This window comes from Musicola paradisiaca NCPPB 2511 (genome assembly GCF_000400505.1).
Classification (GTDB): Bacteria; Pseudomonadota; Gammaproteobacteria; order Enterobacterales; family Enterobacteriaceae; genus Musicola; species Musicola paradisiaca.
Genome location: NZ_CM001857.1, coordinates 3,348,730 through 3,372,341, shown reverse-complemented (window position 1 = coordinate 3,372,341; position 23,612 = coordinate 3,348,730). Strand labels below are relative to the sequence as shown.

The 23,612-nt window shown below is 55.4% G+C and carries 20 protein-coding genes and 1 pseudogene; 17 read left to right on the top strand and 4 right to left on the bottom strand.

Features of this window, described 5'->3' with window-relative positions; translation table 11 throughout:
• Positions 1–23 precede the first annotated feature (23 nt).
• From phoB to proY, 6 genes are all read left to right on the top strand, one after another.
• Positions 24–713: a phosphate response regulator transcription factor PhoB gene (gene phoB, locus DPA2511_RS14990; protein ID WP_015854593.1), complete on the top strand. Its 690-nt coding sequence runs from the start codon at positions 24–26 to the stop codon at positions 711–713.
• Positions 714–739: 26 nt separating this feature from the next.
• Complete coding sequence (phoR, locus tag DPA2511_RS14985; RefSeq protein ID WP_015854592.1) at positions 740–2,062, top strand: phosphate regulon sensor histidine kinase PhoR; 1,323 nt, start codon at positions 740–742, stop codon at positions 2,060–2,062.
• Positions 2,063–2,162: 100 nt separating this feature from the next.
• Positions 2,163–3,098: a PstS family phosphate ABC transporter substrate-binding protein gene (locus tag DPA2511_RS14980; RefSeq protein WP_015854591.1), complete on the top strand. Its 936-nt coding sequence runs from the start codon at positions 2,163–2,165 to the stop codon at positions 3,096–3,098.
• A 280-nt stretch (positions 3,099–3,378) separates the two neighbouring features.
• On the top strand, positions 3,379–4,485 hold the full coding sequence (locus tag DPA2511_RS14975; RefSeq protein WP_015854590.1) for a cobalamin-independent methionine synthase II family protein: 1,107 nt from the start codon (positions 3,379–3,381) through the stop codon (positions 4,483–4,485).
• A gap of 454 nt (positions 4,486–4,939) precedes the next feature.
• Complete coding sequence (brnQ, locus tag DPA2511_RS14970) at positions 4,940–6,259, top strand: branched-chain amino acid transport system II carrier protein (RefSeq protein ID WP_015854589.1); 1,320 nt, start codon at positions 4,940–4,942, stop codon at positions 6,257–6,259.
• A 78-nt stretch (positions 6,260–6,337) separates the two neighbouring features.
• Positions 6,338–7,717 carry a proline-specific permease ProY gene (proY, locus tag DPA2511_RS14965; RefSeq protein ID WP_015854588.1) on the top strand — a complete coding sequence of 460 codons (1,380 nt, stop codon included), beginning with the start codon at positions 6,338–6,340 and terminating at the stop codon, positions 7,715–7,717.
• A gap of 126 nt (positions 7,718–7,843) precedes the next feature.
• Here the strand turns inward: proY and DPA2511_RS14960 are convergent, their stop codons facing one another.
• Positions 7,844–8,446, bottom strand: a complete 603-nt coding sequence (locus tag DPA2511_RS14960) for a peroxiredoxin C (RefSeq protein WP_015854587.1) — start codon at positions 8,444–8,446, stop codon at positions 7,844–7,846.
• Positions 8,447–8,652: 206 nt separating this feature from the next.
• Positions 8,653–9,252 carry an acyl carrier protein phosphodiesterase gene (locus tag DPA2511_RS14955; RefSeq protein WP_015854586.1) on the bottom strand — a complete coding sequence of 200 codons (600 nt, stop codon included), beginning with the start codon at positions 9,250–9,252 and terminating at the stop codon, positions 8,653–8,655.
• 196 nt (positions 9,253–9,448) lie between these two features.
• On the opposite strand from DPA2511_RS14955, the pseudogene queA reads away from it, so the two are divergent.
• The 5 genes and pseudogenes from queA (at position 9,449) to secF (ending at position 15,098) form a co-directional block, all read left to right on the top strand.
• A pseudogene (gene queA / locus DPA2511_RS21895) lies at positions 9,449–10,532 on the top strand (tRNA preQ1(34) S-adenosylmethionine ribosyltransferase-isomerase QueA).
• Positions 10,533–10,641: 109 nt separating this feature from the next.
• Positions 10,642–11,805, top strand: a complete 1,164-nt coding sequence (gene tgt / locus DPA2511_RS14945; protein WP_015854584.1) for a tRNA guanosine(34) transglycosylase Tgt — start codon at positions 10,642–10,644, stop codon at positions 11,803–11,805.
• Positions 11,806–11,903: 98 nt separating this feature from the next.
• Positions 11,904–12,239, top strand: a complete 336-nt coding sequence (gene yajC, locus DPA2511_RS14940) for a preprotein translocase subunit YajC (protein ID WP_015854583.1) — start codon at positions 11,904–11,906, stop codon at positions 12,237–12,239.
• A gap of 29 nt (positions 12,240–12,268) precedes the next feature.
• Complete coding sequence (secD, locus tag DPA2511_RS14935; RefSeq protein ID WP_023638421.1) at positions 12,269–14,116, top strand: protein translocase subunit SecD; 1,848 nt, start codon at positions 12,269–12,271, stop codon at positions 14,114–14,116.
• A gap of 10 nt (positions 14,117–14,126) precedes the next feature.
• Positions 14,127–15,098 (top strand): protein translocase subunit SecF, encoded by a 972-nt coding sequence (gene secF, locus DPA2511_RS14930; protein WP_015854581.1) that lies wholly within the window; start codon positions 14,127–14,129, stop codon positions 15,096–15,098.
• 285 nt (positions 15,099–15,383) lie between these two features.
• Here the strand turns inward: secF and DPA2511_RS14920 are convergent, their stop codons facing one another.
• Complete coding sequence (locus tag DPA2511_RS14920; RefSeq protein ID WP_015854580.1) at positions 15,384–15,938, bottom strand: SadB/YajI family lipoprotein; 555 nt, start codon at positions 15,936–15,938, stop codon at positions 15,384–15,386.
• Between the two features lie 133 nt (positions 15,939–16,071).
• A complete protein-coding gene (mgtA, locus tag DPA2511_RS14915; RefSeq protein ID WP_015854579.1) occupies positions 16,072–18,783 on the bottom strand; it encodes a magnesium-translocating P-type ATPase in 2,712 nt (903 codons plus the stop codon).
• A 534-nt stretch (positions 18,784–19,317) separates the two neighbouring features.
• Here mgtA and nrdR point away from each other — a divergent pair.
• The 6 genes from nrdR (at position 19,318) to pgpA (ending at position 23,581) form a co-directional block, all read left to right on the top strand.
• Positions 19,318–19,767, top strand: a complete 450-nt coding sequence (gene nrdR, locus DPA2511_RS14910; protein WP_015854578.1) for a transcriptional regulator NrdR — start codon at positions 19,318–19,320, stop codon at positions 19,765–19,767.
• Between the two features lie 62 nt (positions 19,768–19,829).
• Positions 19,830–20,942 (top strand): bifunctional diaminohydroxyphosphoribosylaminopyrimidine deaminase/5-amino-6-(5-phosphoribosylamino)uracil reductase RibD, encoded by a 1,113-nt coding sequence (gene ribD, locus DPA2511_RS14905; protein ID WP_015854577.1) that lies wholly within the window; start codon positions 19,830–19,832, stop codon positions 20,940–20,942.
• A 194-nt stretch (positions 20,943–21,136) separates the two neighbouring features.
• The gene (gene ribH / locus DPA2511_RS14900) at positions 21,137–21,604 is read left to right on the top strand and encodes a 6,7-dimethyl-8-ribityllumazine synthase (protein ID WP_015854576.1); all 468 of its coding nucleotides are present in this window, start codon (positions 21,137–21,139) and stop codon (positions 21,602–21,604) included.
• A 28-nt stretch (positions 21,605–21,632) separates the two neighbouring features.
• Positions 21,633–22,052 (top strand): transcription antitermination factor NusB, encoded by a 420-nt coding sequence (gene nusB, locus DPA2511_RS14895; protein WP_015854575.1) that lies wholly within the window; start codon positions 21,633–21,635, stop codon positions 22,050–22,052.
• A 58-nt stretch (positions 22,053–22,110) separates the two neighbouring features.
• Positions 22,111–23,085, top strand: a complete 975-nt coding sequence (gene thiL / locus DPA2511_RS14890; RefSeq protein WP_015854574.1) for a thiamine-phosphate kinase — start codon at positions 22,111–22,113, stop codon at positions 23,083–23,085.
• Complete coding sequence (pgpA, locus tag DPA2511_RS14885) at positions 23,075–23,581, top strand: phosphatidylglycerophosphatase A (protein WP_015854573.1); 507 nt, start codon at positions 23,075–23,077, stop codon at positions 23,579–23,581. The genes thiL and pgpA overlap by 11 nt, the downstream gene beginning before the upstream one ends.
• Positions 23,582–23,612: the final 31 nt, after the last annotated feature.

Genomic DNA, 23,612 nt, shown 5'->3' with positions numbered 1-23,612 from the left:
GATGATTAACGGCAGGATTGACAATGGCAAGACGTATTTTGGTGGTAGAGGATGAAGCGCCCATTCGTGAGATGGTGTGCTTTGTGCTGGAGCAAAACGGTTATCAGCCGGTGGAAGCCGAGGATTACGACGTCGCTGTTTCCCGGCTGGCGGAACCGTATCCCGAGCTGGTGCTGCTGGATTGGATGCTGCCGGGCGGTTCCGGTTTGCAGTTCATCAAGCATATGAAACGCGAAGCGTTGACCCGCGATATTCCCGTCATGATGTTGACCGCTCGCGGCGAGGAAGAGGATCGGGTACGCGGCCTGGAAGTGGGGGCCGACGATTATATTACCAAGCCGTTTTCGCCCAAAGAGCTGGTGGCGCGCATTAAGGCGGTCATGCGCCGGATTTCGCCGATGGCGGTGGAAGAGGTGATCGAGATGCGCGGCCTGAGCCTGGATCCGTCTTCGCATCGCGTGACTACCGAAGAGTACGCGCTGGATATGGGGCCGACCGAATTTAAGCTGTTGCACTTTTTTATGACTCATCCTGAACGGGTGTACAGCCGTGAGCAGTTGCTGAATCATGTCTGGGGCACTAACGTTTATGTTGAGGATCGCACTGTGGACGTTCATATCCGCCGCCTGCGCAAAGCGCTGGAAACTACCGGGCATGACAAGATGGTGCAGACGGTTCGTGGAACCGGATACCGTTTTTCAACGCGCTACTGACGGCGTGAGCCCGGAGACGATTTTAGGTGCTGGAACGTTTATCCTGGAAAAAGCTGGCGCTGGAGCTGGCTTTTTTTTGTTTGCCCGGTGTGCTGCTGGGGCTATTGTTCGACGCGCTGCCGTGGTGTCTGCTGGCATCGGCGCTCGGCGCTCTGTGCTGGAATTTTTATAATCAGCTACGCCTTTCCCATTGGTTGTGGGTCGACCGCAGCATGACGCCACCTCCCGGCCGCTGGAGCTGGGAGCCGCTGTTTTATGGTTTGTATCAGATGCAATTGCGCAATCGCCGTCGCCGTCGCGAACTGGCGTTGTTGATCAAACGTTTTCGCAGCGGTGCGGAATCGTTGCCGGACGCCGTGATAATCACGACTGAAGACGGCGTGATTATCTGGTGCAACCAGCTGGCTCAGCATCTGCTGGGTTTCCGCTGGCCGGAAGACAACGGCCAGAATGTGCTTAACCTGTTGCGTTTCCCTGAATTTGCCCAGTATATGCAATCGCAGGACTTCAGCCGTCCCTTGATGTTGCAGATCAAGCAGACTCGCCATGTGGAGTTCCGTGTCATGCCATATTCCGCAGGGCAACTGTTGATGGTGGTGCGTGATGTGACGCAGATGCGTCAGTTAGAGGGCGCGCGTCGCAATTTCTTCGCCAATGTTAGCCATGAACTGCGCACACCGTTGACGGTGTTGCAGGGCTATCTGGAAATGATGAATGACGATTCGCTGGACGGCGCGCTGCAGGCCAAGGCGTTGCAGACCATGCAGGAGCAAACGCGCCGCATGGACGGGCTGGTCAAGCAGTTGCTGACGTTGTCACGCATCGAAGCGGCGACCGATATCGACCTGAATGAAAAAGTCGACGTGCCCATGATGTTGCGGGTGTTGCAGCGTGAGGCGCAGACGCTCAGTCAGGATCGGCATGAAATCATCTTTCGCGTTAACGAGCAGCTTCAGGTGTTCGGCAATGAAGAGCAATTACGCAGCGCGGTGTCCAATCTGGTGTATAACGCTGTTAACCATACGCCGAAGGGCACCCGTATCGAAGTGTGCTGGCAGCAGACTCCACAAGGCGCGCAGTTTCAGGTCAGCGATAACGGGCCGGGGATTGCCGCGGAGCACCTTCCCCGTTTGACCGAACGTTTTTATCGAGTCGATAAGGCGCGTTCGCGCCAGACCGGCGGCAGCGGGTTGGGGCTGGCGATTGTGAAGCATGCACTCAGCCATCATGATTCGCGGCTGGAAATCATCAGTGAAGAGGGCGTCGGCTCTCGTTTCATGTTTACCTTGCCCAATCCGTTGATCGTTCGTTCAGCACTGAATCAGAATGCGGCTAAACCGCTGGTTTGAGGGTGAGTTTCTGCGCTTGATCGCCGCCTGTTCGTGGCTGAAAATACGCCGGCCGCGCTCTGCTTGGGCGCGGCTTATCTTTTTCCGATGGAATACCGATATGACACCCGCTTCGCGCCTGTACATCTTGATTGGCCTGCTGTTCAGCCTGGTTTGCCATGCAGAGCCGCGCCAGATGCTGGCGGGCAATTTGTCCAGCGCCGGTTCGGATACGCTGGCCAATTTGATGACGTTTTGGGCGGCGGATTTTGGCCAGCATTACCCCGGCGTCAATCTGCAGATCCAGGCGGCAGGGTCATCCTCCGCACCGACAGCGTTGGCGGCGGGTGCCGCGCAGCTGGGGCCGATGAGCAGGCCAATGAAAAGCAGCGAGATTGAGGCTTTCGTTCAACATTACGGTTACGCGCCGTTGGCGGTGCCGGTGGCGATGGATGCATTGGTAGTGTTGGTCAATCAGGACAATCCGGTTGCCGGCCTTAATCTGCAGCAATTGGACGCGATCTTTTCCGTCACCCGCCGTTGTGGCGCGGGGAAATCGGTGCGGTGGTGGCAGGACGTCGGCCTGGGCGGCGTCTGGCGGCAACGTTCGCTGCTACGCTATGGCCGGAACTCCGCGTCCGGTACCTATGGTTTCTTTAAGCAACAGGCACTATGCGGCGGTGATTTTCTTCCGCAAGTCAATGAATTGCCGGGATCGGCATCCGTCGTACAGGCGGTGGCCACATCGGTAAACGCCATCGGCTATGCCAGCATCGGTTTTCGCGCCAGCGGCGTGCGGGTGGTACCGCTGGCTGCCAGCGACAAGGACGATTACGTGCTGCCGACTGCGGAAACGATCCGCAGCGGACGTTATCCCTATACCCGCTATCTGTACATTTACGTCAATAAGGCACCGGATCGTGAGCTGGAAGCGCTGACGGCAGCGTTTCTGGATCGGGTGTTGTCGGAAGAAGGGCAGGCGTTGGTCAGTCAGGACGGTTATCTGCCGCTGCCTGATGCTGTGCGGCGCCAGGCGCGTCAGCAATTGGGGTTGTAGTCTTGTCTATAACGGCATCAGCCTCGGTCGTGAACGAGACGGTTTTATCCTTATCTAACAATACATTGATGTATATCTGCCTCCCTGATGGCTGTCATCACAGCCTTATTGAATGAATTTCTTTCATGTGAGGTGAAAATTATTCTGTTGTCGGTGAGAAATGCTCATGACAGGATGCATTCACTTCTAGCCGTCCAGATGGCTGATTTTGTCATCGACGTAATCGTTTCTCAAAGAAATCACTCGGTCAGTCGGCAAGGCTGACAGTCAGGAGCACAACATGACCCAAGCAAGCACCCCGTTTCGCGCCGATGTCGTCGGCAGTTTTTTACGTCCGGCCGCTATCCGGCAGGCTCGCCAGCAGTTCCAGTCCGGCGAAATTGATGCCGACACGCTGCGTCAGGTTGAGGATCGGGAAATCCGTCGCGTGGTAGAACAACAGCAAGCCAACGGGTTGCAGGTGGTGACGGATGGTGAGTTCCGTCGTGCCTGGTGGCATTTTGATTTCTTCGATAACCTCAACGGCGTTGAACGTTATGAAGCCAGTCAGGGGATTCAATTTAACGGCGTGCAAACCAAAGCACGCGGCATCAAAGTCACCGGTAAGATCAGTTTTAATCCACAGCATCCGATGCTGGCGGATTTCCGTTTTCTAAACAGCATTGCGGGCGATGCCGTCGCCAAAATGACCATTCCCAGCCCCAGCGTGTTGCATTTTCGCGGCGGCCGTGACGTTATCGATAGCCGGGTTTATCCCGATCTGGCCGAGTATTTTGACGACCTGGCGCAAACCTGGCGCGACGCCATTCAGGCGTTTTATGAGGCGGGGTGCCGCTATCTGCAGTTGGACGATACCGTGTGGGCCTATTTGTGCTCGGAGGATCAGAAACGTCAGATCCGTGAACGCGGCGATGATCCTGAGGTATTAAGCCGCACCTATGCTTATGTGCTCAACAAAGCGCTGGAAGGTAAGCCCGCAGATCTGACCGTCGGGCTGCATGTGTGTCGCGGTAATTTCCGTTCAACCTGGATTTCTGAAGGCGGGTATGAGCCGGTCGCCGAGACACTGTTTGGTGAAGTGAATGTTGATGCGTTTTTCCTTGAATACGATACGGCGCGGGCCGGTGGTTTCGAACCATTACGCTTTATTCGTCCGGGGCACCAGAAGGTGGTGTTGGGTCTGATTACCACCAAGACCGGCGCACTGGAGAGTGCGGCAGAGGTGGAGGCGCGCATCGCTGAAGCGGCGTCGTATGTGGATATCGGGCAGTTGTGTCTCAGCCCGCAGTGCGGTTTTGCTTCCACGGAAGAGGGCAATTCCCTGAGCGAAGAGGAACAATGGGCGAAGGTGCGTCTGGTGGTGGATATCGCCGCGCGCGTCTGGTAATTCCGTTTTATACGCTCCCGTTATAACGCCAGCACAAGATGCTGGCGTTTTTTATTGTAATAAGTTTTTATTATGGTCAATAATTGCACTTTATTGGGCTATTTGTGCAATTTAATTGCGCTGTTTATTTAATAAATGCACAAATCATGTATAGCGATGATTGCATTGTTTTAAATCTAAATTCTGTATTTTTGTTAAAAACAAGATTTATCTTCTGGTTTATGGATCTCGTCTTGTCTTTTTTTACTATAAACGTTTTACTTATCGCCCATTAACGCTGGATAATAAATCATCTTATTTACGGCGACGGTTCTTGATTATGCACCGCGTTCAGACATTGAAGGATGCTTCGTCGCTACACACCAGCACATCACCCGAAAGGGGCCCGGCGACGTCGCTATCGCGCGGCGGCCAACATTGTTAATTGTTCGAGTTTTCACAGGCCACAACTTTTATGAGTCATCGTTTAACGTCTAAAGATATCGTCGCGCTGGGCTTCATGACATTTGCCTTGTTCGTCGGCGCCGGCAATATCATTTTTCCTCCCATGGTTGGGTTGCAGGCCGGGGAGCATGTTTGGGCCGCTGCATGCGGATTCTTGATTACCGCAGTCGGTCTACCGGTTCTGACCGTCATCGCGTTGGCGAGAGTCGGGGGCGGTATCGACGCACTCAGCAGCCCGATTGGCAAAAAAGCCGGCGTTTTGCTGGCGACGGTTTGCTATCTGGCGGTTGGGCCGCTATTTGCCACGCCGCGTACCGCGACGGTCTCTTTTGAAGTGGGGATTGCACCGTTGGTGGGAACGGGCGCCGCGCCGTTGCTGATATACAGCCTGATCTATTTCGCCATCGTCATTCTTATTTCACTCTATCCCGGCCGTCTGCTGGATACGGTGGGGCATATCCTGGCGCCGGTGAAAATCATTGCGCTGACGGTACTGGGCATCGCGGCATTATTATGGCCTGCCGGCCCGCAGATTCCGGCAACGGACGCTTACCTGCATGTCCCTTTTTCCAGCGGTTTTGTTAACGGCTATCTGACCATGGATACGTTGGGCGCGCTGGTCTTCGGCATTGTGATCGTTAATGCGGCGCGTTCCCGTGGCATCAGCGACGCCGGTTTGCTGACCCGTTATACCATCCTGGCCGGGTTGATCGCCGGGATTGGGCTGACGCTGGTATACCTGAGCCTGTTCCGTCTGGGGACATTCAGCGGTTCACTGGCGCCGGAAGCGCAAAACGGCGCCGAGATTCTGCATGCTTATGTTCAATATACGTTCGGCAATATGGGCAGCAGTTTTTTGGCGTTGCTGATTTTCATCGCTTGCATGGTGACTGCTGTCGGCCTGACCTGCGCTTGTGCCGAGTTCTTCTCGGCATATCTGCCGTTATCCTACCGTTCACTGGTCTTTGTGCTGGGGCTGTTCTCGATGGTGGTTTCCAATCTGGGATTGAGCCATCTGATCCAGTTGTCGATCCCGGTGCTGACCGCGATTTACCCACCTTGCATCGTCCTGGTGTTGCTGAGTTTTACCCGGCGCTGGTGGCATAACAGCGCGTTGGTGGTATCGCCGGTGATGTTGGTCAGCCTGGTGTTTGGCGCTATCGACGGTGTGAAGTCATCCGCTTTGGCCGCGTTGCTGCCCGAATGGACCCAGCGTTTGCCGCTGAGCGAGCAGGGCCTGGCCTGGTTGCCGCCGTCGTTGGTGGTATTGCTGGCCGTCGCCATTTACGATCGGCTCTCCGGCCGTCAGGAAGTGACGGCGCATTCCTGAACCGTGCAGATGGCGCGTTTTTTCACCACAGGCCGCTGCCTGTGGTTTTTTCGTCTTTAAAAACAGGGTTGCTCTTTTATGGAACAAGAATCCAGACTCAAGCCTGGCCTTAGCACGCGACACATCCGTTTTATCGCATTGGGCTCCGCCATCGGTACCGGTTTGTTCTATGGCTCCGCCAGTGCGATTCAAATGGCCGGGCCCAGTGTGCTACTGGCTTATCTGATTGGTGGGGTGTTCGCTTACATCATCATGCGTGCGCTGGGAGAGATGTCCGTCAATAATCCGCAGGCCAGCGCCTTTTCGCGCTATGCGCGGGATTATCTCGGGCCGCTGGCGGGCTATATCACCGGCTGGACTTACTGTTTCGAGATGCTGATCGTGGCCATCGCCGATGTGACCGCATTCGGGATTTACATGGGGGTGTGGTTTCCCGCCGTGCCGCATTGGGTGTGGGTGCTGAGCGTGGTGTTGATTATCGGCGGCATCAACCTGATGCACGTCAAGGTGTTCGGCGAACTGGAGTTCTGGTTCTCTTTCTTTAAGGTCGCCACCATTATCGTGATGATCGTTGCCGGGATTGGCATCATTTTCTGGGGGATCGGTAACGGCGGCGAGGCCACCGGCATCCATAATCTGTGGAGCAACGGCGGTTTCTTCAGCCATGGTGTGATGGGGATGATTCTGTCGCTGCAGATGGTGATGTTCGCCTATGGCGGCGTGGAAATAATCGGTATCACGGCAGGCGAGGCCAAAGAGCCGCACAAATCCATCCCGCGCGCCATCAACTCGGTACCCTGGCGGATTCTGGTGTTTTACGTGGGCACGCTGTTTGTCATCATGTCGATTTATCCGTGGGATCAGGTCGGCACGAGCGGTAGCCCGTTTGTACTGACTTTCCAGCATATGGGGATCACTGCGGCGGCGGGCATCCTTAACTTCGTGGTGATTACCGCCTCGCTGTCCGCCATCAACAGCGACGTGTTCGGTGTTGGCCGCATGTTGCACGGCATGGCGGAGCAAGGCCATGCACCCAAAATCTTTGCCCGGCTGTCGCGCGGCGGTATCCCCTGGGTGACGGTCTTGGTCATGATGGCCGCGCTGCTGATTGCGGTGTACCTCAATTACATTATGCCGGAAAAGGTGTTTCTGGTGATTGCGTCGCTGGCAACGTTCGCTACTGTTTGGGTTTGGATCATGATCCTGTGTTCGCAGATTGCTTTCCGTCGTCAGTTGTCGGCTGAGCAGGCGGGAACACTGGCGTTTCCATTGCCGGGTGGTGTAGCGACATCCGCAGTCGGTGTGGTTTTTCTGCTGTTTATCATCGGCTTGATTGGTTATTTCCCTGACACGCGCATCTCCCTGTTCGCCGGGCTGGCGTGGATGGTTATGCTGTTGGTGAGCTATGCACTGTGGCAGCGCCGTAAAACGGCCGGGAACCCTGTTACGGAGAGTTGAAGCGGAGGCATCGATAACCTCTTTTTCATTTTTTCTGTAGTGCGCATGGAACCGACCACGCTCGGTGTCGGCAATAAAAAAAGCCAGCAGTGGCGCTGCTGGCTTGATACGGAACAAACCGGGCGATTACAGAGAACTGGCGTTCTCTTTCAGGTATTTCGCCACGCCGTCCGGAGAGGCGCCCATGCCGGATTTCCCTTTTTCCCACTGCGCCGGGCAAACTTCGCCATGCTCTTCGTGGAATTGCAGCGCGTCGACCATACGCAGCATTTCGTCGATGTTGCGGCCCAGCGGCAGATCATTCACCACCTGATGACGCACGATGCCGTTTTTATCAATCAGGAAAGATCCGCGCAGCGCGACACCCGCATCAGGGTGCTCAATGCCGTAGGCTTGCTGGATATCACGCTTGATGTCCGCCACCATGGCATATTTCACCGGGCCGATACCGCCTTTTTCGATCGGGGTGCTGCGCCAGGCGTTGTGCACGAATTCGGAATCGAAAGAAACACCAACAACTTCAACGCCACGTTTCTGGAATTCTTCATAACGGTGATCGAAGGCGATCAGCTCTGAAGGGCATACAAACGTGAAATCCATCGGCCAGAAGAAGATCACGGCCGGTTTACCGTTGATGTGCTTTTTCAGGTTGAAATTTTCAACGATTTCCCCGCTTCCCAATACGGCAGCTGCAGTGAAGTCGGGGGCAGGACGAGTTACCAGGACCATAATTACTCCTGTAAATAGTGGGTTAAAGGAGGATGGATACCGGCATAAACCCGATGATTTGTGCAGGTTTATGCCTGATAAACGCCGTAAGTATAGGTACTCCCCTCGTACCAATAAAGCGAAACAGGCCAATCAATGAGATAGGTTTTGACTATCGGAGCAATCGATAATTCTTCTCGTAAATGACGCCCGCGGGGAAAAGCGCGTCAACTGCCCTGAGATGGGTGAAGCTGGCCGCTGCTGGCCTGTTGCATCATACGAGGATAGAACTGCCAGAAGAGTGTTTCAAACTGATGATAGTGTCGCTCGATGTCGGTGATAGCGCCGGAAAGCGCCGATAACCTGGGACGACGCATCGCCATGCGGTGCAATACCTCAGCGATGAACGGCAACTCGGCGTAACGTTCGAGCCAACGTTCTTGCCAGAGATAGCGGTTCAGGTTCTGGAAACGTTCCGGCGTGTGGGCCAGATGCGGCGTGATTTGTTGTCTGGCATGGTCGATAAAGCCGGATAATGCGACGGACGGTTCCACCCGTGGCCAGTTTTGCGCCAGAAAATGATCCCACAGTACATCCAGCGCGATGGGCGCCACGCGGCGATAGTCGGCGCTGAAACAGCGGCAGGCTTCGCGCACCTCCGGCAGGCTGTCGGTCAGCGTATCAATCCGCCGGTGCAGGCGAATACCCGCCGCGATATCGTCCGGATACAATTCTTGGGGATTGCCGCGCACAAAATCCGCCATCAGATTTCCCATCAAAGAGCTTTGGGCCAGCGTAGCAAGGTGAAGGTGAGCAAGAAAATTCATGGTATCCGGGATGTCCTTCGATGAGGGTGGTGAGGCGGTCAGCGCCGACGTCCGTTGTCGGCGCTTGCCTACTATAGCCGAATTGCGCACCGCGTCCCGGCTTATTTCCTGCCGTGGCACTTCTTTCTTGCAGCGGCTCTTTTCGGGCTCTAGACTAGGCCGCCTGTTTCTAGTACCGAAAATTAAGTGAATGGTCATGCGTGTTGCCGATTTTTCGTTTGAACTTCCCGAATCCCTGATCGCCCGTTATCCGCAAGCGCAGCGTAGCGCTTGTCGACTGCTTTCTCTGGAGGGGACAACCGGCGCGCTGACTCACGGCGTATTCACCGACCTGCTTGATACGCTGAATCCCGGCGATCTGCTGGTGTTCAATAATACCCGGGTGATCCCCGCCCGGCTGTTCGGCCGTAAAGCCAGCGGCGGCAAGCTGGAAGTGTTGGTGGAACGTATGCTGGACGACAAGCGGGTGTTGGCGCACGTTCGCGCTTCCAAAGCGCCGAAGCCGGGGATGGAACTGCTGTTGGGGGAAGATGAAAGCGTCCATGCCACCATGCTGGAGCGCCATGACGCGCTGTTCGAGATCCGCTTCGACGACGAGCGCGATATCCTGACGATCCTCAATGAACATCGGGCACATGCCGCTGCCGCCTTACATCGACCGCCCCGATGAAGCCGCCGATCGCGAGTTATACCAAACTGTTTACAGTCAGCGCCCTGGCGCGGTCGCGGCGCCGACCGCCGGTCTGCATTTCGATGAACCCCTGTTGGCGGCATTGAAGGAAAAAGGCGTGCAGATGGCATTCGTCACGCTGCATGTGGGCGCAGGTACGTTCCAGCCAGTGCGGGTGGAATCCATCGAAGAGCATGTCATGCATGCCGAATATGCCGAAGTGCCACAAGAGGTGTTGGACGCCGTGCTGGCCTGCAAAGCCAGAGGGAACCGGGTCGTCGCCGTCGGTACAACCTCGGTGCGTTCGCTGGAAAGCGCGGCACAAGCCAGCCCTGCCGGGCAGTTGGCGCCCTTTTTCGGCGATACCAGCATTTTTATTTATCCCGGCTATCACTACCGCGTAGTGGATGCGTTAGTCACCAACTTTCACCTGCCGGAGTCAACCTTGATCATGTTGGTTTCCGCTTTCGCCGGTTATCGCCATACCATGGAAGCCTATCGTCAGGCAGTTGTCAGCGAATATCGTTTTTTCAGCTATGGGGATGCCATGTTTATTACTCCCAACCCTGCCGCTGAACAGGAAATCGTCGGTCAGGATCCGCGTCGCTGAGGCGGCAAGCCAACCAGGCCGAATCCCGTACATACCGCAGACCAGGTTCTGTGGGTATATCTCTTTTATATGATGACATCAGACTGTCTCTCTGGTGCTGGAGGTTATGTTGAAGTACGAGTTGTTGAAAACCGACGGGCGCGCGCGCCGCGGCCGACTGGTGTTCGAGCGTGGCGTGGTGGAAACCCCGGCGTTTATGCCGGTGGGCACTTACGGTACCGTCAAGGGGATGACGCCGGAAGAAGTCAAAGATACCGGCGCGCAGATCATTCTGGGCAACACGTTCCACCTGTGGCTGCGTCCCGGTCAGGAAATCATGAAGCTGCACGGCGACCTGCACGACTTCATGCAGTGGAAAGGCCCGATTCTGACCGACTCCGGCGGTTTTCAGGTTTTCAGCCTCGGTGATATCCGCAAGATTACTGAAGAGGGGGTGCACTTTCGTAACCCCATCAACGGCGACGCCATTTTTCTCAGTCCCGAGAAATCGATGGAGATTCAGTACGATCTCGGTTCCGATATCGTGATGATTTTCGACGAATGTACGCCGTACCCGGCAGATTGGGATTACGCTAAACGCTCGATGGAAATGTCGCTGCGCTGGGCGCAACGTAGCCGTCGGCGTTTTGACGAACTGGGCAACCGGAACGCGCTGTTCGGCATCATTCAGGGCAGTGTTTACGAAGATTTACGCGATATCTCGGTAAAAGGTCTGGTAGACATTGGTTTTGATGGTTACGCTGTGGGCGGCCTGGCGGTCGGTGAGCCTAAGGCGGATATGCACCGTATTCTGGAGCATGTTTGCCCGCAGATCCCGGCGGATAAACCCCGTTATCTGATGGGCGTCGGCAAGCCGGAAGATCTGGTGGAAGGCGTGCGTCGCGGTATTGATATGTTCGACTGCGTGATGCCGACTCGCAATGCCCGTAATGGCCATCTGTTTGTCACTGACGGCGTTGTAAAAATCCGCAATGCCAAGCACAAGGATGACACTGGCCCTCTGGATGAACACTGTGATTGCTACACATGTCGCAATTACAGCCGTGCCTACTTGCATCATCTCGATCGTTGCAACGAAATACTGGGCGCACGCCTCAATACCATCCACAACCTGCGTTACTATCAGCGGCTGATGGCGGGTTTACGGCAGGCTATTGAGGAAGGTAAATTAGAGGACTTTGCGGCGGCATTTTATCAACGTATTGGTAAGCCGGCTCCGCCGTTGGCGGACAATTCGGCGGGCGATGACCATGAAGGTCATGTGTCGCAATAAGCACGTTTGCATGGCATGAATGTTTTGCAATTGAATGTTTATATTCATGATTTTTCGTATTGATAACTGTTGTTTTGATAACTAAAGAGGACATTTAAATGAGTTTTTTCATTTCTGACGCTGTGGCAGCAACCGCAGGTGCTCCGGCTCAGGGAAGCCCGTACTCTCTGGTGATTATGCTGGCCGTGTTCGGTCTGATTTTTTACTTCATGATCCTGCGCCCTCAGCAAAAACGTGCCAAGGAACACAAAAAGTTGATGGATTCGATCGGTAAAGGCGACGAAGTGCTGACTAACGGCGGCCTGGTGGGACGTGTGACCAAAGTAGCGGACAACGGTTTCATCACTATCGCGCTGAACGACACCAACGAAGTGGTCATCAAACGTGACTACGTGACCTCAGTGCTGCCGAAAGGTACCATGAAGGCTCTGTAATCCATCGATCTTTCCCAAAGGGAATTACCGTGTTAAACCGCTATCCTTTGTGGAAGTACCTGATGCTGATCGTGACGATTGTCGTTGGTCTGCTCTACGCACTTCCTAACCTTTATGGTGAGGATCCGGCTGTTCAGGTCACTGGCGCGCGGGGAACCGCCGCCAGTGAGAGTACGCTGGTCCAGATCCAGAGCGTTTTAAAAGAACAAAATATTTCCAGCAAATCCATTGTGCTGGAAAATGGCGCCATTTTGGCGCGTTTTTCTACTCCTGATATCCAATTGCGGGCACGCGAAGCGCTGCTCAATGCATTGGGCGAGAAATACGTTGTGGCGCTTAACCTTGCGCCGTCAACCCCCCACTGGCTGAGAATGCTCGGTGCGGAACCGATGAAGCTGGGCCTCGACCTGCGCGGCGGCGTACATTTCCTGATGGAAGTGGATATGGAAACCGCGTTGAGCAAATTGCAGGAACAGACCATGGATTCTCTGCGCAGCGATCTGCGTGAGAAAAATGTTCAATACGCCTCTATCCGTAAGTCCGATAACTATGGCGTAGAAATCGTTTTCCGTGATGGCCAACAGCGTGATCAGTCGGTTGATTATCTGACATCCCGTCATCGTGATCTGGTCATTACTTCCAGCGGCAGCGACACGTTGCGTGCGGTGATGAGCGATGCCCGGTTGCGCGAAGCCCGCGAATATGCCGTTCAGCAGAACATCAATATCCTGCGTAACCGTGTGAACCAACTGGGCGTGGCCGAACCGCTGGTGCAACGTCAGGGTGCTGACCGCATCGTGGTTGAACTGCCGGGGATTCAGGATACCGCGCGCGCCAAGGAAATTCTGGGTGCCACCGCGACGCTGGAATTCCGTCTGGTGAACAGCAACGTCGATCCTGCTGCGTTAGCCAGCGGCCGCGTACCCGGCGATACCGAAGTGAAGAACATGCGTGACGGCGGGCCGATAGCGCTGTACAAACGTGTCATTCTGACCGGCGATCATATCACCGACTCCACCTCCGGCAACGATGAGTACAATCGCCCGCAGGTGAATATCTCGCTGGATAGCGCCGGCGGCAATATGATGCTCAACTTCACTAAGGTCAACATCGGCAAGCCGATGGCAACCCTGTTTGTGGAGTATAAGGACAGCGGTAAGAAAGGCGCCAACGGCCGTGCCATTCTGGAGAAACAGGAAGAGGTGATTAACGTCGCCACAATCCAGTCTCCCTTGGGCAACAGTTTCCGGATTACCGGCATCGACAACCCGAACGAAGCTCGCCAATTGGCGCTGTTGCTGCGTGCCGGTGCATTGATCGCGCCGATTCAGATCGTGGAAGAGCGTACCATCGGCCCAACGCTGGGGATGCAGAATATCACCCAAGGGTTGGAGGCCTGTCTGGCCGGCCTTGCCGTGTCTATCCTGTTCATGATCTTCTTCTACAAGAAGTTCGGCATGATCGCGACCTCTGCCCTGCTGTCGAACCTGGTGTTGGTGGTCGGCATTATGTCGCTGTTGCCGGGCGCTACGCTGACCATGCCGGGGATTGCGGGGATTGTGTTAACCCTTGCGGTAGCGGTGGATGCCAACGTACTGATTAACGAGCGTATTAAAGAAGAACTGAGTAACGGGCGTACTGTTCAGCAGGCAATTGACGAAGGCTACAAAGGCGCCTTCAGCTCCATCTTCGATGCGAACGTCACGACGCTGATCAAGGTCATTATCCTGTACGCGATCGGTACTGGTTCGATTAAAGGATTTGCGATTACGACCGGTATCGGCGTGGCGACATCCATGTTCACTGCGATCGTGGGTACCCGTGCCATCGTAAACCTGCTGTACGGCGGCAAACGCATCAAAAAGCTGTCTATCTGAGGAGTGCGTTGTGGCACAGGAATATACTGTTGAACAATTGAACTACGGCCGTAAAGTTTATGACTTTATGCGCTGGGATTACTGGGCATTTGGCTTGTCCGGCCTGTTGCTGTTGCTGTCTATCCTCGTGATGGGCGTGCGCGGCTTCAACTGGGGGTTGGATTTCACCGGTGGTACGGTCATCGAGATTTCGCTGGAAAAATCCGTGGATCTGGAGCAAATGCGCGAGGCGCTTGAGAAAGCCGGCTTTGCGGATCCGCTGGTACAGAACTTCGGCAGCAGCCGCGACATTATGGTGCGCACGCCGCCTGCTAAAGGCGAAACCGGCGGCCAGGTGTTGGGCAGCAAAGTCGTTAATGTGATCAACGAGACGACCAGTCAGAATGCCGTGGTTAAACGTATTGAGTTCGTTGGGCCGAGCGTGGGCGCCGATCTGGCGCAGACTGGCGCCATGGCGTTGATGGCGGCGTTAATCTGTATTTTGATTTACGTCGGTTTCCGTTTCGAATGGCGTCTGGCTGCGGGGGTGGTTATTGCGTTGGCACATGACGTGATTATCACCATGGGCGTACTGTCGCTGTTCAATATTGAAATCGATTTGACCATTGTGGCGTCGTTGATGTCGGTCATCGGCTACTCGCTGAACGACAGCATCGTGGTTTCTGACCGTATTCGTGAGAACTTCCGTAAGATTCGTCGTGGCACGCCTTATGAGATTTTCAACGTATCGTTAACTCAAACGTTGCATCGAACCTTGATCACCTCGGGGACGACGTTAGTCGTGATCCTGATGCTGTATCTGTTCGGCGGCGCGATGCTGAGAGGGTTCTCATTGACGATGCTGATAGGTGTGACTATCGGTACGGCATCTTCTATCTATGTCGCATCCGCGCTGGCACTCAAACTGGGTATGAAACGCGAGCACATGCTGGTGCAGAAAGTGGAAAAAGAAGGTGCGGATCAGCCGTCGCTGCTGCCCTGATTGCCCGTATTCCCATGATAAAAACTCCGCTTCGGCGGAGTTTTTTTTAGGGTGGATATCTCCATTGTTCATCCAGTTGCCGACACGAATATACCGTTGAAGACGCTTCCGGCGTTTTTCCCCGCATACTCAACTCACTCTGTAATCCCATGTAAACGCTGTTAAAAACACCACGCTAGCTTTTCCCATGAGCGATGCCGCCTCATCCCTCTTGGCGTTTATCGCGGCGACCATTCTCTGTTGGTCGTGATGGAGTTCTTTTCCCTTCATCTTCGCGTCGGGTGTTTAGTTCAGCCTGCCGGTTGTCGTAGCGGTTATCTGATAAATACGCACAAAACCCAGTTGTTCGGGCGTGATCCCGGAAAGTCGGATTTCTATCGTGATGTCTGACTTGGGCATCTGAGCCTGTTCGACATTCAGTGTTTGCGTTTGAATATCGCGAGCCAGAGGTTTGCCGCTGACCGGATCCAGCATGCCCCAGTCAAGCTGAGCCTGGAATGACGAAGGCAGCGAGACGGTATTCATCGTGCGGATTCGCAGTAAGGCGCGAGTCCCGTTAGCTTCGGGTTCAACCTGGCTGAGCATAAGACTAAGTCGACCAATGGTGCTGTCGACAGGGACGTTGTTTTTTGCTGCTGGCAGCAGATAAACGCCGGTCGTCGAGTTGGCGTTCAGGGTGTTCTGCTGTTCCAGCGCGGCGGCCCGGTCGGTCAAATCCCGCAGCTGTTGGTTTATCTGGCTCAGCTCATTCTGGACTTGCGGTGCCTGCGGTTGTTGGGCGCAACCAGCCAGTAATAGCGCTGTAGACAAAATGGAGAGCAGTCGGTAGCGGAGGGTCATATCGTGTCTCCCTGCGTAAGGTGGCGTCATTATACTGCGGATAGTTAACGATGATTTGCCATACAGAGCCAGAGCGGGACTCCGAATTTGCGATGAGAACCCCCGAACCTTGTCGGTTCGGGGAAAAGGAGGGTTACTGCCAGCCGTAGCGGCGGGTGAAGAAACCTTTCATGGCCTGGGTCAGCATCATGTAACTGCCTAAAATCACAACCAGCCAGGGGAAATACGCCAGCGGCAGCGCCTGCAATTGCAGGAATCCCGCCAGCGGCGACAGGGTAATACCGATGCCGACCGTCATAATCAGCAGCGTCATGACCGCCAGTAACCAGGCGGGTCTGCTTTGCAGGAAAGGGATCTTGCGGGTGCGGATCATGTGTACGATCAGCGTCTGCGACAACAGCCCTTCGATAAACCAGCCGGACTGGAACAGCGTTTGCGTTTCCGGCGTATTGGCTTTGAATATCCACCACATTAATCCAAAGGTCAGGATGTCAAAGATGGAGCTGATCGGACCGAAAAACACCATAAAGCGCCCAAGGTCGCCAGCGTTCCAGCGTTGTGGCTGCCGGATTTGTTCGTCATCCACATTGTCGAACGGGATGGCTATTTGTGAAATATCGTACATCAGGTTCTGAATCAGCAGGTGCAGCGGCAGCATCGGCAAAAACGGTAGGAACGCGCTGGCGACCAGTACGCTGAACACGTTGCCGAAGTTGGAGCTGGCGGTCATCTTGATGTACTTGAGCATATTGGCGAAAGTTCGCCGGCCCTCAATCACGCCCTGTTCCAATACCATCAGGCTTTTTTCCAGCAGAATGATGTCTGCCGCTTCCCGGGCGATGTCGACGGCGGAATCGACGGAGATACCGATATCCGCAGCCCGCAGCGCCGGAGCGTCATTGATGCCGTCGCCCATAAATCCAACTACATGTCCTTCGGCCCGCAGCAAACGCACGATACGCTCTTTGTGCAGCGGCGTCAGGCGTGCAAATAGAGTGGTTTGACGCGCCTGTGCGGCCAGCTGTTCGTCGCTGAGCGCATCAATGTCGTTGCCGATCAACGCTCTGGTATTATCAATGCCGACCTCGCGACAGACCTTCGCTGCGACCAATTCGCTGTCGCCGGTCAAAATCTTGACGGTGACACCATGTTCTTTCAGCGCTTTCAGCGCCGGCGCCGTGCTTTCTTTCGGCGGATCCAGAAACGCGATATAGCCTTCCAGAATCAGATCGGATTCATCGACCCGACTGTAATCCTGGCGGTCGGCCGCCAGATTGCGGGTCGCTACCGCCACAACGCGCAGCCCCTGACGATTGAGGTCGTCGGTCAACTGACGGATCTGAACCAACAGCGCGTCGTTCAGCGCCAGCAGCCGATCGCCCTGGCGGACCTGCGTAGAGACGCTGAGTACCTCTTCCAGCGCGCCTTTACAGATCAACAGGTGTCCATCGCCCTGCTCTTCGACGACAACCGACATCCGGCGGCGCTCGAAATCGAACGGAATTTCGTCCACTTTTTTCCAGCGGGACAGCGCCGTATGCTGTTCCTCTGCCGGCATGACATCCAGCACCGCCTGATCGAGCAGGTTGCGCAGGCCGGTCTGGTAGGCGCTATTCAGCCAGGCATTGTGCAGTACCCGCTGGCTGCTGGCGCCGAACGCATCGGTATGGCACTCCAGTACGATTTTGTCCTGCGTCAGCGTCCCCGTTTTGTCGGTACACAGAATGTCCATGGCGCCGAAGTTCTGAATGGCGTCGAGGCGTTTAACGATCACTTTCTGGCGGGAGAGTTTCACTGCGCCTTTGGCCAGGGTCGAGGTCACGATCATCGGCAGCATTTCCGGGGTTAACCCGACGGCCACCGACAGAGCGAACAGCGCGGCTTCCCACCAGTCGCCTTTGGTATAACCATTGATGATCAGTACCACCGGCGTCATGACCAACATAAAGCGGATCAGCAGCCAGCTGACGCGGCTGATACCTTTCTGAAAGGCATTCTCTTCGCCGTCTTGTTGCACCACCCGTCCAGCCAACTGCCCGAACCAGGTGTTGACGCCGATATTGATGACCATGGCCAATGCGGTGCCGCTAACCACGTTAGTGCCCATAAAACACAGCGTATCGCATTCCAGCGCCGACCCCGGATTATGTTGACGGCTTTGCGCAACCTTCTCTACCGGCAGCGATTCGCCGGTCAGAGAAGCCTGGCTGATGAACAAATCGCGCGCCTGCAGTACGCGCAGATCGGCCGGAATCATGTCGCCAGCCGCCAGTTTGACGATGTCGCCGGGAACCAACTGATCCATCGGGATATCCTGATAGTCGCTGTAACCGGTTTGGTCATCGCTGCGCAGAACAGTAACCCGGTTGCTGACCATCGCTTTCAGCGCATCGGCCGCTTTGCCTGAGCGGGATTCCTGGACAAAGTGCAACAGTGTGGAGATGGCTACCATCAGGGCGATCACCAGTGCTGCGGTCATGTCTTCGGTGGCGTAGGAGATCATGCCCAGTATGGTCAACAGCAGATTGAACGGATTACGGTAGCAGCGCCAGAGATGCAGCCACCAAGGGGTAGCCTGTTCTCCAGGCAGGCGGTTGGCGCCGTGCACCTGCTTCGCCTGGGCGATTTCAGATGCCAGCAGCCCTTCCGGATGGCTGGCGAATTCCTGATATAACGCTGCTTCGTCCAGTTGCGCCAGCCGCAGGCTACGCTTGGACAGATCGTCCGGAATGATCTGTGTCACCAGCGTGTGTCCATCCGGCATCGGATTACGCTGGAACAGGCGACGTGGTAAATGCAGGCCAAGCTGTGCAAACAGTTGCCGGGTAATACGGATAAAAAACATGATAAGTCCCCCGGCCGTAACCTCGACGGAGTTTACGGCGCTGGCGCGCGCGGGAATCAACCGCGCGCGGCGTAATATTTGTTCAGCAGGGACGCATGAAGACGTCGCTGCCTTGCTTGGGCCGGCAAGGCAGCGTGAAGACTGACTTACCGGTGGATAATAACGTTCTCTGGGTGAGGATTAGGATCGGATTCCATCAAGATTCCCCCGGTAGTGGCTGACTGGCGGAGCACGCAGGTCTGGCGTCCGCCCCTTGGCGCTATGCCCGTATTTTCGACACATTACGGCACAGTGCGACGCCACTTTACCGCATGTTGCTTAAACGAAGCTTAAACCTGGCGACGACCTGAAAAAATTGTACGGCGGCACCCAATATGGCCTTCGTGGAACGCTTTTTCTGCTTCTCTTCGAGCCGTTTTAAACGATCGGCTGCCTGTTTTTTGAGCCCGCTTCCAGACCTGCGTCGGGAGTTGGGTTGGGCGGGAAATTCAGGGTAAACTATAGCTAATTTGAAGATTATGGTCTGGGATCGTTATGCATTGTCCTTTTTGTGCCGCAGTTGATACCAAAGTGATTGATTCCCGCCTGGTGGGTGAAGGATCACAGGTTCGGCGTCGACGTCAGTGTCTGGTGTGCAATGAACGTTTTACTACTTTTGAAGTAGCGGAACTGGTTATGCCGCGGGTTATCAAGAGCAACGATGTGCGTGAGCCGTTCAATGAAGAAAAATTACGCAAAGGCATGCTCAAGGCGTTGGAAAAACGCCCTGTCAGCTCCGATGACGTCGAAATGGCGATAACCCATATCAAATCCCAATTGCGCGCTACCGGTGAACGGGAAGTGACCGCCAAGATGGTGGGGAATCTGGTGATGGATGCGTTGAAAAAACTCGACAAGGTGGCGTATATCCGGTTTGCGTCGGTATACCGCAGTTTTGAGGATATTCGCGAATTCGGTGAAGAGATTGCCCGTCTGCAGGATTGATGCCGTCTTCCGGTCGGCGAGTCCTGTCCGTTCTGAATCACTCATGCCAGGAGATGCACGGGATGTCCGTACTGTCTGATGAATTTTATATGGCCCGTGCGTTGGAACTGGCCCGTCGCGGGATTTTTACGACCTCGCCCAACCCGAATGTAGGGTGTGTGATCGTCAGGGATGGCGAAGTCGTCGGCGAAGGGTTTCATCAAAAAGCAGGGGAGCCGCACGCGGAAGTGCATGCGCTGCGAATGGCCGGGGATAAAGCACAAGGCGCTACGGTTTACGTGACGCTGGAGCCTTGTAGCCATCACGGCCGAACACCGCCTTGTGCCGATGCTTTGATTGCCGCCGGGGTGGCGCGAGTGGTCGCAGCGATGCAGGATCCCAACCCCCAGGTAGCGGGACGCGGCCTGCATCGATTGCATCAGGCCGGTATCGAGGTGTGCCATGGCGTGATGGCGGATGCGGCGGAAAACATCAATCGTGGTTTTCTCAAGCGTATGCGTACCGGTTTCCCTTATGTACAACTCAAGATGGGCGCCTCTGTGGACGGGCGCACTGCCATGGCGTCCGGCGAAAGCCAGTGGATTACCTCGCCACAGGCCAGGCAGGATGTACAACGCTTTCGCGCCCGCAGTTCGGCAATCCTCAGTAGCAGCGCCACCGTGTTGGCCGACGACCCATCGCTGGCGGTTCGCTGGCAGGAACTGGATGCCGACACGCAGCGTATCTACCCACAGGAGAGTTTGCGCCAGCCGGTGCGGATCATTGTCGATAGCCAGTCGCGTGTGACGCCGGAACATCGTCTGGTAAGCCAACCCGGTTCCACCTGGCTTGCCAGGCCACAGCGGGATGGGTTGGCATGGCCGTCGTCAGTGGAGCAGATCGACGTACCGTTGTATGGCGAAGGGCTGGATCTGGTCGCGTTGATGATGTTGCTGGGCAAACGTCAGATTAATTCCGTTTGGGTTGAAGCAGGGCCACGTCTGGCTGGGGCGTTATTGCAAGCCAATGTCGTGGATGAACTGATTGTGTATATAGCGCCGCGCCTGCTGGGAGATGCCGCCAGACCCTTGTGTGTGCTGTCGGGAGTAGAAACGCTCTCGCAGACGCCCGAGTTTTTGATCGCAGACGTTTGCCAGGTTGGGCCGGATGTGCGCCTGACGCTAAAACCCCGTTAAACGATGCATATCCAGCATGTCACCCCTTGTGAAGGGGAAAACATGGCGCTGCCTTTGTCGTAGACATCGCTTTGACGCGCAACCGTCGGGGATGGCCGTTCAGCGAGACTTGCGGTCAAAAGCCGGTACGAGCCCGGAAGAATATGATAGAATCCGCCCCCCTGCGGGGTAATAAAACCAGTCGAAGGAAAGCTATGAACGTTATTGAAGGTGTTGTTGCTGCTCCGAATGCCCGCGTGGCGATTGCTATCGCCCGTTTCAACCATTTCATCAATGACAGTCTGCTGGAAGGCGCGGTTGATGCGCTCAAACGCATTGGTCAGGTGAAGGATGAAAATATTACCGTCGTATGGGTTCCCGGCGCTTATGAATTGCCATTGGCCGTGCGTGCGCTGGCGAAAACCCAGCAGTATGACGCCGTCGTGGCGCTGGGTACGGTGATCCGTGGGGGAACCGCACACTTTGAATTCGTTGCCGGCGAGTGCAGTTCCGGCCTGTCGCATGTCGCGATGAACAGCGATATTCCGGTGGCTTTCGGCGTATTGACGACGGAAAGCATCGAGCAGGCCATTGAACGTGCAGGCACCAAGGCGGGGAACAAGGGCGCCGAAGCTGCGCTGACCGCGCTTGAAATGATCAATGTATTAAACGCTATCAAGTAAGCCTGATTTATTTAGTAAGGGGTATTCCGTGAAACCTGCTGCTCGTCGCCGCGCTCGTGAATGTGCGGTTCAAGCGCTTTATTCCTGGCAGTTATCCAAAAATGATATTGCCGATGTTGAACTACAATTCCTGAGCGAGCAGGATGTCAAAGGTGCTGACATCACGTATTTCCGCGAACTGCTGACGGGGGTGGCTACTCAGGCCGAGCGTCTGGATGCATTGATGGCACCGTATCTGTCCCGTCAGTTGGATGAACTGGGGCAGGTGGAGAGAGCTATTCTGCGTCTGGCGGTGTATGAATTGAGCAAACGCGAGGACGTACCTTACAAAGTCGCCATCAATGAGGCGATTGAATTGGCGAAAGTGTTTGGCGCCGAAGACAGTCACAAATTTGTGAATGGCGTGCTGGACAAAGCCGGGCCTCATCTGAGACCGGGTAAGAAGTAAGTAGACCAAGGCCGGCTTTCCGGCCTTGTTTTTTGAAACATCGTGGTCTGGATGGGTTATGGCTGAAGGCGAGTTTGATGTGATTGCCCGTTATTTCAACCGGGCGGCCAATTCCCGGCGGGATGTTGTATTGGGGATCGGCGATGATTGCGCGTTATTGACCGTTCCTGAGAATCAGTTGCTGGCTGTCAGCACTGATACGTTGGTGTCGGGCATTCACTTTCTTGCGAATATCGATCCTGCCGACCTGGCTTATAAATCACTGGCGGTGAATCTGAGTGATCTGGCCGCCATGGGCGCCGACCCTGCCTGGGTATCGCTGGCGCTGACGCTGCCCGGCGTCGACGAGCAATGGCTGGCCGCCTACAGCGATTCGCTGTTCGAACAACTTGATTACTACGGTATGCAGCTTATCGGCGGCGATACCACGCGCGGCCCGTTAAGTATGACGTTGACCATCCAGGGGTTGGTACCGGCTGGTCGCGCGCTGCGTCGTGGCGGCGCCAAAGTCGGCGACTGGATTTATGTCACCGGCACTCTGGGCGATAGCGCAGCCGGGCTGGCAATATTGTTGCGGCAGTTCAGCGTTGCAAACGATGAGGATCAGGCGTTTTTGCTGCGGCGCCATCTTCGGCCGCAGCCGCGCGTATTGCACGGCCAGGCGTTGCGCGATTTGGCCAGCTCGGCCATCGACCTTTCCGATGGGCTGGCTTCCGATCTCAAACATATTCTGCAGGCCAGCGACTGTGGCGCACGCATCAATCTGGAGTTCCTGCCTTATTCCGACGCCATACGCCGACATGCCGATGCCGATCAGGCGTTGCAATGGGCGCTTGGCGGCGGCGAAGATTATGAACTGTGCTTTACCGTACCGGAGTTGAATCGCGGAGCGCTGGAGGTCGCCATCGGGCATCTGGGCGCGCCGTACACCTGTATTGGACAAATCGGGCCTGCGTCCGAGGGGCTGCGTTTTTTCCACCATGATGAGCCGATGAGCATCAATCTGAAAGGATACGACCACTTTGGCGCATGAAGAACACAAAGGGTCGCAGATTGCGAAAAGCCGTTTGCGCCTGAGCAACCCGTGGCACTTGCTGGCGACCGGATTCGGCAGCGGGTTATCTCCCTGGATGCCGGGAACCGCCGGGTCGCTGGCTGCTATCCCGCTGTGGTATTTGCTGATGCTGCTTCCGTTACAGCTTTACTCGCTGGTGGTGATGTTCAGCATTGGCATCGGGGTGTATCTTTGCCATCAAACCGCCAAAGACATGGGGGTTCACGATCACGGCAGTATCGTCTGGGATGAATTTGTCGGTATGTGGATCACGCTGATGGCGGTGCCGTCGATGCACTGGGGATGGGTGCTGGCAGGGTTTGTGATTTTCCGTGTGCTGGATATTTTCAAACCCTGGCCGATCCGCTGGTTTGATCGCCATGTGCATGGCGGTATGGGGATCATGGTAGATGATATTGTGGCGGGGGTGATTGCTGCGGGGATTATCTATCTGGCGGGTCATCACTTCCTGTGATGACCCATGGTCTCATGTAGAGCGCGTCACT